The sequence below is a fragment of the Streptomyces sp. A1277 genome (assembly GCF_004795015.1).
Classification (GTDB): domain Bacteria; phylum Actinomycetota; class Actinomycetes; order Streptomycetales; family Streptomycetaceae; genus Streptomyces.
The window spans coordinates 31958-41890 of the sequence record NZ_SSBI01000039.1; the positions used below are offsets into that span (position 1 = coordinate 31958).

Annotated in this window: 9 protein-coding genes; 4 read left to right on the forward strand and 5 right to left on the reverse strand. The window is 70.8% G+C overall.

What is annotated here, in order from left to right; translation table 11 throughout:
- Positions 1-34: 34 nt before the first annotated feature.
- From E6R18_RS23920 to E6R18_RS23935, 4 genes are read right to left on the reverse strand one after another with little or no spacing between them, the layout of a single operon-like run.
- On the reverse strand, positions 35-1282 hold the full coding sequence (locus E6R18_RS23920; protein ID WP_136318964.1) for a Gfo/Idh/MocA family oxidoreductase: 1248 nt from the start codon (positions 1280-1282) through the stop codon (positions 35-37).
- A gap of 12 nt (positions 1283-1294) precedes the next feature.
- Positions 1295-2101, reverse strand: a complete 807-nt coding sequence (locus E6R18_RS23925) for a carbohydrate ABC transporter permease (protein WP_136318965.1) — start codon at positions 2099-2101, stop codon at positions 1295-1297.
- Between the two features lie 32 nt (positions 2102-2133).
- Positions 2134-3060, reverse strand: coding sequence for a sugar ABC transporter permease (locus E6R18_RS23930; RefSeq protein ID WP_136318966.1), 927 nt, complete (start codon positions 3058-3060; stop codon positions 2134-2136).
- The gene (locus tag E6R18_RS23935; RefSeq protein ID WP_168712421.1) at positions 3053-4357 is read right to left on the reverse strand and encodes an extracellular solute-binding protein; all 1305 of its coding nucleotides are present in this window, start codon (positions 4355-4357) and stop codon (positions 3053-3055) included. The genes E6R18_RS23930 and E6R18_RS23935 overlap by 8 nt, the downstream gene beginning before the upstream one ends.
- 160 nt (positions 4358-4517) lie before the next feature.
- Between E6R18_RS23935 and E6R18_RS23940 the strand changes: the two genes are divergently transcribed.
- The 3 genes from E6R18_RS23940 to E6R18_RS23950 all read left to right on the forward strand — a co-directional run bounded on the left by E6R18_RS23940 (position 4518) and on the right by E6R18_RS23950 (position 7938).
- Positions 4518-5666, forward strand: coding sequence for an ROK family protein (locus E6R18_RS23940; RefSeq protein WP_168712422.1), 1149 nt, complete (start codon positions 4518-4520; stop codon positions 5664-5666).
- A 235-nt stretch (positions 5667-5901) separates the two neighbouring features.
- Positions 5902-7188 carry a glycoside hydrolase family 16 protein gene (locus E6R18_RS23945; RefSeq protein ID WP_206308378.1) on the forward strand — a complete coding sequence of 429 codons (1287 nt, stop codon included), beginning with the start codon at positions 5902-5904 and terminating at the stop codon, positions 7186-7188.
- A gap of 66 nt (positions 7189-7254) precedes the next feature.
- Positions 7255-7938, forward strand: a complete 684-nt coding sequence (locus tag E6R18_RS23950; protein ID WP_136318969.1) for a hypothetical protein — start codon at positions 7255-7257, stop codon at positions 7936-7938.
- 56 nt (positions 7939-7994) lie between these two features.
- On the opposite strand, the gene E6R18_RS23955 is transcribed toward E6R18_RS23950, so the two are convergent.
- Positions 7995-9278, reverse strand: a complete 1284-nt coding sequence (locus E6R18_RS23955) for a multidrug effflux MFS transporter (protein ID WP_136318970.1) — start codon at positions 9276-9278, stop codon at positions 7995-7997.
- A 78-nt stretch (positions 9279-9356) separates the two neighbouring features.
- Here E6R18_RS23955 and E6R18_RS23960 point away from each other — a divergent pair, with 78 nt between their 5' ends.
- Positions 9357-9914 carry a MarR family transcriptional regulator gene (locus E6R18_RS23960; RefSeq protein ID WP_206308387.1) on the forward strand — a complete coding sequence of 186 codons (558 nt, stop codon included), beginning with the start codon at positions 9357-9359 and terminating at the stop codon, positions 9912-9914.
- Positions 9915-9933 lie beyond the last annotated feature (19 nt).

A 9933-nucleotide genomic window follows, 5' to 3' on the forward strand; every position in this document is an offset into this window, starting at 1 on the left:
GGCGGCCTCTTGGGCGTGCGCCCCGCGCGGCCCGTCAGTCCAGGCGTACCACCTGTCCGCTGCGGCGTGCGCGTTCCGCCGCCCAGACCACCAGGTGCGAGCGCAGGGCCTCGTCCGGGCCGGTGTTCACCAGCTCCCGGTCGTCACCGGCGACCGCCGCCAGGAAGGCCCGGATCAGCTCGTCGTCCGCGCCGCCGTGCCCGTCCGCCGCCGACGCCCCGCCCTCGGGGTCGAAGTCGAAGACCTCGCGGGTGTCGGTGAGGAAGTCGTGGAGGGTGAGCGTGCGGCCGTCGCCGTCGAGCGAGCCGCGGGTGCCGAACACCCGGGTCTTGCGGAAGTCGAGGCCGGTGAAAGCGGTCATGGTGAAGGAGGCGGTGGCGCCGCCCTCGTACTGGAGGTTCACCACCTGGTGGTCCACGACGTCGTTGCGCCCGTTGTAGACGCACTCGCCGTACGGCCCGTCCTCCAGCGCCTTCGTCAGTCCGGCGCTCGTCACGTCGTCGGTGAGGACGCCGAGCGGCCACTGTTCGAAGACGGGGTCACCGAGGAACCGCTCGTAGATGCGCGGGGCCGAGTAGACGCAGGTGCGTTCGACGGGGCAGGTGACGCAGCGGTCACCTGCGCCTTCGGGCTTGTTCTCGGGGCGGAAGTGGAAGAGGCTGCCGAAGGACGAGACCTTCTCCACCGGTTTGCCCACCACATGGCCGAGCCAGTCGATGTCGTGGCACGACTTGGCGAGCAGCATGGACGACGACTCCGCTTCGACGCCCCACTTGCCGCGTACGTAGGAGTGCGCCTGGTGCCACCAGCCGACGGGTTCGAGGTGTTCGACGCTGACGACGTCACCGATCCGGCCGCTGTCGATGAGCTGCTTGAGCTTGACCGAGTACGGCGTGTAGCGCAGGACGTGGCACACCGCCAGGAGGATGTCGTTGCGCGTCGCCGCCTCGACGATGCGGCGGGCGTCCTCCTCCGAGGGCGCCATCGGCTTCTCCAGCAGCAGGGCGTAGCCGAGGTCGGCCAGCGCCACGGCCGGTTCGACGTGCATGCGGTCGGGGGTGGCGACGATCGCCGCGTCGGCGAGGCGCGGCCGGGAGGCGAGTTCGGCCCAGTCGGTGAAGACCCGGTCGTACGGCAGCGCGAACTCGTCCGCGAGGGCCTGGCGGCGTACGGGGTCGGGGTCGGCGACGGCCGTGACGACGGCGGCACCTTGGTCGGCGGCGATGCGGGCGTAGGAGGCCCCTCGGGCCCCGGCTCCGACGATCGCGAGGGTGACGGTCACGTACGCAATCCCTTACTTGACGGCACCCTGGAGGATGCCCTTGATGAAGTGGCGCTGGAAGAAGAGGTAGATCAGCACGATCGGTGCGATCACGATGAGGGTGCCGGCCGACAGCAGCGGGATGTTCTTGCCGTACTGCTGGACGAACTTGCCGAGGCCGGAGGGGGCCGTGCGCATCGCCGGGTCCTGGATGAGCACCAGGGCCAGCAGGAACTGGTTCCACGCCCACATGAAGTAGAGGAGGCCCAGTGTGGTGAGTGCCGGGACGGCGGTCGGCAGCAGGACGCGGGTGAGGGTGCGCCAGCTGTTCGCGCCGTCCACGGCGGCGGCCTCCATCAGCTCCTTCGGCAGCGACTCGAAGTGCGTGCGCATCCAGAAGACGCCGAAGGGCATGAACAGGCCCACCAGCGGCAGGATCACGGCCCAGTAGGTGTTCAGCAGGCCGACCGAGTCCAGGTCGTAGTAGAGGGGGATGACGATGGCCTCGTACGGCAGGGCCAGTCCGAGCATCAGGAGGGCGAACAGCGGCCCCTTGGCCTTCAGCTGCATGGTGGCCAGGCCGTAGCCGGCGAGGGTCGCGAGGACGAGGGCGATGGGTACGACGCCGAGCGCGATGACGGCGCTCGACTTCAGCAGCGAGCCGAATCCGGCGGTGGACCAGGCGGTGGCGAAGTTCCCCCACTGCGGGTCGGACGGCCAGGACAGGCCCGGCGAGAGGTTGCTCTGTGGCTGGAGCGCCGCGCTGAACAACGCGAGGAAGGGGAACAGGACGGCTGCGGCGGCGACGATGAGCGCGAGCCTGGGCAGTTGCTTGGTCATCGGGGGTACTCCAGTGAGATGCGCGGCATGCCTCAGCGCTCCCGCGACAGCCTGTTGAGGCCGTACATGACGGCACAGGTGATGAGGGAGAGCACCGTGGCCAGGGCGCAGGCGGTGCCGACCCGGCCGGCGGTGAAGACGAGCTGGTAGACCTGGACACCCGGGACCATCGTGGAGTAACCGGGCCCGCCTCCCGTCATCACGTACACGACGTCGAATCCGGCGAGGGCCGAGATGACGGTGACGTTGCAGGCGACGCCGATCTCCTTGCGCAGGCCGGGCACGGTGATGTGCCAGAACTCGCGCAGTCTGCCGCAGCCGTCCAGCCGGGCCGCCTCGTAGAGCGACGGCTCGATCTTGCCGATGCCGGACAGCAGGAGCAGGAAGCACAGGCCGGTGGAGACCCAGGTGCCGATCAGGCCGACGGCCGGGAACGCGTACGTGAAGTCGCCGAGCCAGGCGCGGGCCAGGGAGCCGAGGCCGATGGCGCGCAGCACCTGGTTGAGCGGGCCGTCCTCGCCGTAGATCCACTTCCAGACGACGCCCACCGCGACGAGCGGCAGGATCTGCGGGAGGAAGATGATGGTGCGGATGACGGGCATGGCCCGCCAGGGCACGGCCGAGGTGAGAGCGGCCAGGATCAGGCCGAGGATGACGGGTACGACGGTGTAGAAGACGATGAAGCCGAACGCGTGGGTCAGGGCGGCGCGCAGGGCCGGTTCTTCGAACACCGCGGTGTAGTTGGAGAGTCCGGCCCAGGAGGCGACGCCGATTCCGTTCCAGTTCCAGAACGAGAGCCAGAAGCTGTGCAGCCAGGGCGCGATGACGAAGAGTCCGTAGAAGACCAGGGCGGGGGCCACGTACAGCAGGGGTACGAACCGGCCCTTGCGGCGCGGGGCGGCTGCCCCGCGCCGGGCCCCGGCCACCGACCGCTCGGTGCGCACGAGTGTGTCAGCCATGCGTCTTGGACCACTCGTCCTGGACCGCCTTGACGAAGCCGTCCGTGTTGGTGCGGCCTGCGAGGAGTTCCTGCGTGGTGGCGGTGAGCTTGTCGTTCATGGTCGCGGTGGCGTTGTTGTTGAAGCCGACCAGACCGTTGTCGTCGTTCACCCTGCCCCAGGCCGCGACGATGTCCTTCATCACGGTGCCGTCCTGCGGCTCGGCGGCGGTGAGGTCGGCGGGCATGAAGCCGGCCTTGAACTCGGCGGCCGATGCCTCGGGCGAGTGCAGGAAGTCCAGGAAGAAGGCCGCGGTGTCCGCGTGCCGGCTCTTGGAGGAAATGGCGTAGGCGACGGAGGTGCCGATCGCCGTGGCCTTCGGTGAGGGGAACGCGATGAAGCCCGCGTCCTTGCCGAGCTTGTCACCGATCTTCTCGGCGTCCCAGTTGCCGTCGACGAAGTAGACGCCCTGGCCCTTGGTGAACTTGTCGACGGCCGTCTGAAGGTCGGTGCCGTTGGCGCCGCTGGGCAGGTAGCCCTTCTTCTTCCAGGCGGTGAGCTTGTCGGCGGCGGTGCGGTTGCCCGGGGTGTCGAAGGTGGCGCCCTTCTGGCCGAAGGTCCAGCGCGCGGCCTGCTCGGCGCCGTCCGCCGACTGGCCGATGAGCTGGATGGGGAAGGAGGCGTGGCCCTGCTGGTTGCCGAGTTGCAGCGGCAGCTCGCCGGCCTTCTTCGCCTTGGCGAGGGCCGCCTCGAACTCCTCCAGCGTGGCCGGCGGGGTGGTGATGCCCGCCTCGGCCGCCTTCGCCTTGTTGTAGTAGACGCCGACGAGCGAGAAGCCGGCCGGGGCCGCGTACAGGCCGCCGGTGCCGAGCGTGCTGCCGTCCTCGGCGACCCGCCACTGGTTGAGCTGGGTGCTGGGGTACGTCTTGTCCCAGTCGTACGCCTTCGCGTACCGGGACAGGTCGATGACCAGGCCGTCCTTGACCGTGGTGCCGACCGAGTTGAGCAGGGCGATGTCGGGTGCCTGGTCGGAGGCGAGCGAGAGGTTCAGCGCCTTGTTGTAGTCGTCGACGTTGTTGTCCTCGTAGTCGATCGTGACCTGGGGGTACTTGGCCTCGAACGCCTTGATGACCGACTTGACCGCCGCTCCCGACTCGGGCGTGGAGACCAGCTTGAGCGTGACCTTCTCGTCGCCCGCACCCTTCTTGACCGGGCCGGACGGCTCTGCCGCCGTGGTGTCGGACGAGGCGCCGGGGGCGCACGCGGTCCCGCACAACGCCACCAGGACGGCTCCTGCCAGGACTCTGCTGATCTTCATCGCGCTGCTCTCCTGTGAACACGGGAAGGAATCGCTGGTGTGGCAGGATGTCGAGCCGAGGTTGCCAGCCAGCGAGTTTCGAAGGAAACTTTCCTTCGAAAGGATCAGACACGCCACTCCGCCCGTCAAGAGGGAAAGGGAGGGTATGTCGATCCGTGACATGGAAAGCACGCAGCGAGTGGGGGACATGAAGAACTCGGACGTCCTGCCGGGCGGGGACCAGAGCGCTCTGCGCCACCTCAACACCAGCCGCGTCCTGCAACTGCTCTACGAGGGAACGCCGCTCACCACCAACGCGATAGCCCAGGTCACCGCCCTGTCCCGCCCCACGGTGCGCGGCATCGTCACCGCGCTGGTGACCGAGCGCCGCCTCGCCCTCGACGGCCAGGACGCGACACGGACCGGCGGCCGGCCCGCCCAGCGCTACGCCTTCGACTTCGACGCCGGGCGCCTGGCCGGCATCCACATCGACTCCGACGGCATCGGTGTGCGCATCACCGATCTCGGCGGGACACCACTGGCGGAGGCCCACCGCCCCATCCCCGCCGCGCTCGACCCCGACGAGCGCCTGCGGGAGGCGGCCGGCCTGGTGCGCGAGCACCTTCCGGCGGACGGCCCGCCCCTGTGGGCCGCCGGCGTCGGGACACCGGGGATCGTGGACGCGCGGGGCTCCGTACGGCTGAGCGTGGCCATCCCCCAGTGGTCGGGCGTCCACCTCGCCGACCAGCTCCACGAGTTGCTGCGCTGCCCGGTCGTGGCGATGAAGGACACCAACCTGGCCGTCCTGGCCGAACACCGGACCGGCGCCGCCCGCGGCACGTCCGACGTGCTCTACGTCCACCTGGACAACCGGCTCGGGGTGGGCATCCTGGTCGACGGCCGGCCGTTCACCGGGCGCACGGGAGCGGCGGGCGAGATCGGCAGGCATCCCAGGCTGGGCTGGAAGGACACCCCCGCCAAGCTCGGCGGCGGCCCGGGAGAGGCCCGCCACATGGTGTTCACCCGCGCCCGGCACGGCGACCCGGCCGCCCGGGCCACCGTGGACAGCTACGCCCGCGCGGTGGCGGACGGCATCGGCGCCATGGTCCTCGCCGTCGACCCGCAGCTGATCGTGCTCGGCGGCGCGCTGGCCGGAGCGGGCCCGGCCGTCCTGGAGGCGGTACGCGAACAGCTCTCCGGCATCTGTTACGAGGTCCCGCCCCTGACGCTCGGCGCGCTCACCGCGGGCGCGGTGGCCGTGGGGGGCGTGGAGGCCGCCCGGGACCTGGCGCGCGGCCGGCTGTTCGCCACGGACCAGCCCGGCGGCTGAGACGAGCGACGGCCGGGACGCCCGGCGGCTGAGACGCCCGGCGGCTGAGAGCGACGGCCGATACGCGCGGCGGCGGCCGGGAGCGGAAGGCGGTTCACGTCGGCACGACTGTTGACACCCGGTACCTCTGACGGCACATTACGCAGGAAACTTTCTTTCGAAAGTGCCCGGTTGCGACGGCCTGCCTTCGCAGCGGCAGCCGGGGCCTGCCGAACTCCGTCCCGAAGGAGCCAAGTTGAGACACCGTCGCCTGCGCGCCCCACTGGTGGGGGTGCTGGCCGCCGCGCTCGGCGCGCTGGGCATGCTCACCGGTGCCCCGGCCGCATCGGCCGCCGACTTCCCCGCCAATCCGGTGGCCAAGCCCGGGTACACGCTGGACTTCCAGGAGGAGTTCAACGGCACTTCCCTGGACACCGACAAGTGGCTGCCGTACTACCTCCCGCACTGGGCCTCCGACCGCGAGAAGGCCAAGGCGCGGTACACCGTCGCGGGCGGGGTGCTCACCGAGCGCGTCGACCAGGACACGCCCGCCTGGAACCCCGCCTACGACGGCACCGTGAAGATCTCCAGCATCCAGACGTACGACAAGGACTGGTGGCACCGCTTCAACTACGCGATGCCCAATGACCACCACGAGGCCGACTTCAACGGCTACACCACGCAGTACGGCTACATCGAGACCCGCGCCAGACTCTCCGACACCGGCGGCGGAGGCCACCAGGCACTGTGGCTGGTCGGCACGAAGGACACGAGCAGCGCGTCGGCCAATGCCGAGATCGACATGATCGAGACGTTCTTCAGCAAGCCGGACACCTGGCGCATCGCCGCGTACGGCTGGGGCGATCCGAACTTCCTCGGCTCCTGGGTGTCGCACGAGGACCCGGTGCCCAGCGGTGAGCCCACCGAGGAGTACCACGTCTACGGCATGGACTGGACGCCCACGCAGCTCAACTTCTACTACGACAACCAGCTGTACAAGACCATCAACGACGCCCCCAACATGCCCATGGGCATGATCATGGGCATCTACACGGACGCCGGGTCGGGCCAGCACAACGACGTCTGGCCCAAGTCCTGGAGCGTGGACTACCTGCGCGTGTGGAAGAAGGACGGCGGATACGGCGACAGCGGGTACGAGCGGCTGAAGAACCGCCAGACCTCGCAGTACCTGCACATCGAGAACAAGACCGGGAAGGCGGAGTACGGCAGCGTGCCCGCCACCGCCTGGAGCTCCCAGTGGGCGCCGCAGACCACGGCGGCCGGCTACACCCGCCTCCGCAACCGGTGGACGGGCGACTACCTGCGGACGTCGGCGTCCGACGGCTACGTCCACTACGGCGCGGCTGCCTCCGGCGCGGCCGAGGCCGACTGGACGGAGGAGTCCGAGGCCGGCTACCTGCGCCTGAGGAACCGCGCGACCGGCGGCTACGCGCACACCGAGGGCCTGACCGGATACGTCGAGCAGGGCAACGTACCGGCGGGCTACTGGACGAGCCAGTGGACGCCCGAACCGGCGCCGTGAGCCACCGCTGACCCACCACGGCGCGCCCCGGGCACCGGGGCGCGCCCCCACCCAGGAGCTCCGCCCATGCGCGCACGCCGCCACGCCCTCCGTCCCGCCGCCCGTCTCGTCCTGCCCGCGCTCGCCCTGCTGCTCGCCAGTGGCTGTGACGCCGGGGGCCCGGACGCGGCGCACTCCCCCGCCACACCACAGGCCGGACCGCCCGCCACAGCACAGGCCGGACCGCCCACCGGCCCGGAGAACCGGTCGCTCTGGACGCTCATCGGGGACGGGGGCGAGTCCCTCGAAACCCTGGCGGACGACGACCCCGACGTCACCGCGATCCGCCGGACCGTGGTGCTCCACTCGGGCACGGTCGACGACCGCAGCAGCACATCGGTGGCCGGGAGCGTGAAGAGCGAGTTCGCCTTCTACGGCGCCGCGTTCCGCAAGTCCCTGGAGGCCCAGGACTACGGCGCCGAGGTGACCGCGCTCTTCCGGGACAACAAGCTGGCCACCCGTCAGGAGAAGGTCGCCTGGTACCGGTCCACCGTCTACCGGGACCGCAGGACCGCCAAGGCCGAGATGGACACCGTCTTCGAGTTCACCGCGGGAGACCCGGGTTACCTCAAGAAGGGCGGGCTCGCGGTGGGCACCCCGTACACCGAGCACCGCACGGTGAGCCTGGCCAAACAGGGCGGCACCTGGGTCATCACCGGCATCCGGCGCACACCGCTGGAGCGCCCGGCCCCGCAGCCGGCCGGGCGGTAGGGCGCCCCTGCCGGCGCGCGGGCAAGGCCGGTACGGCCCCCCGCGCGCCGAGGCCGTCAGTGCAGGCCGTCGCCGCGCGGCTCGGCGGTGACCTCGCCGTGCGCCCGCCACGGCTGGGCGAGCAGGACGAGGGCGAGGCCGGCCAGGGCGAGGGCGGCGAGCATGATGACGGCCATGGGGGTCGCGGTGTCCTCACCGAAGAGGCCGACGAGCGGGGAGGCGGCGGCGCCGAAAAGGAACTGGAGGCCGCCGATGAGCGCCGAGGCGGCCCCGGGCGCTTCCCGGCCGAGGTTCTGGCCGATGCTCATGGTGGCGGGGAAGATCAGCGCGACGCCTGACATGGCGACGAACAGGCAGATCCAGCTGACGGCGAGGCTCTGCCCGGCCAGGGCGGGGACCACGAGCAGGGCGACGGCCCCGGTGCCGGAGACGGCGAGTCCGAGGATCAGGAGTGTGTTCAGGCGGACCCTGGCGGCGAGCCGCGCGAAGGTGACCCCGCCGATCAGCATGCCCACGGCGTTCGACGCGAAGATCAGCGAGTAGACGGTCGGCGATACGCCGTGCACGTTCTGGAAGACGAAGCTGGAGCCGCTGATGTAGGCGAACAGCGCCGCCGATGTGAAGCCGAGCACGAGCACGTACCCCATGAACGCGCGGCGGGTGAGCAGCGTGCCCATCGTGCGGAACGTGCCGGCGAGGCCCCCGCCGTGCCGCCGCTCGGGCGGCAGCGTCTCGGGGACCTTCCTGACCACGGCGGCGAACAGCAGCGCGCCGATCACGGCGAGGACGACGAAGACCGCGCGCCAGGTCGACGCCGAGAGGACCGCGCCGCCGACGACGGGTGCGACGATCGGCGCGATGCCGAGGATCTGGGAGAGCAGCGCGAAGTAGCGGGGCACGTCGGCGCCGTGGAAGCAGTCGGTGATCACGGCGCGGGCGAGCACCATGCCGGCGGCTCCCGCGAAGCCCTGGAGGAAGCGGGCCGCGGTGAGCAGTTCCACGTTCGGGGCTACGGCGCACAGCAGGGAGAAGAGGACGAAGCCGCCCGCTCCGGCGATGAGGAGCCGGCGGCGGCCCCAGCCGTCGCTGACCGGGCCGATGAGCAGCTGGCCCACGACCATGCCGACCAGGAACGCGGTGAGCGTGAGCTGTACGGCCGAGCCGCCGGCGTGCAGCGCGTCGCCCATGGCGGGGAAGCCGGGCACGTACATGTCGGTGGCGAGCGGGGCGACGGCGGTGAGCGCGCCGAGAACGGCGATCAGGGCGGAGGTCCGGCCGGGGGGCACGGGTGGTGCGGGCTGCTGTATCGCCTCGTCGGAGGCGGGGGGACGGGAGAGCATGACGAAAAAGGTAACCGATGGTTCACTAGTTGACAAAGTGGCGGTTCGGTAGGCTCGCCGCTCGACGAAGGAGTGCCGGTGCAGCCCCATACCGACGGCGTACGCGATGCGTGGGTCAGCCACAATCCCGGGCTAGACGTCTCCGCCATGGAGGTCGTGGCCCTGGTCAAACAGGTCTCCGCGCTGTTCGACCGCGCCCTGGAACCGCTCTACGAGGGCGCCCCGCTGACCGCCCCCGAGGCGGACCTGCTCATTCCGCTGCGGTACGCCACGGAGCCCGCCATCGCCCGCCGGCTGGCCGACGACATGGGGTTGTCGCGGGCCGGGGTCAGCAAGACGCTGGCCAAGCTGGAGAAGCGCGGCCACATCGAGCGGACCCCGAACCCGGCCGACCGGCGGGCCGCTCTGGTGACCATCACGGAGTCCGGCAAGGCGGCGATCGACGCGATCTTCCCGCGCCAGGTGGACATCGAGTCCGAGCTGCTGGCCGGGCTCGGCGACGACCGGGCCCGGGTCGCCGACGCGCTCGCCCTCCTCGCCCGGGTGATGGAGGACGGAACGGCCCGCCGGGTGCGCGGTACCGGGCGCGACCTCGGACTGGGGCTCGCCAACATCCGCCCGGCCGGTTCGCCGTAGGCCCTGTCGCAGCCGGGCG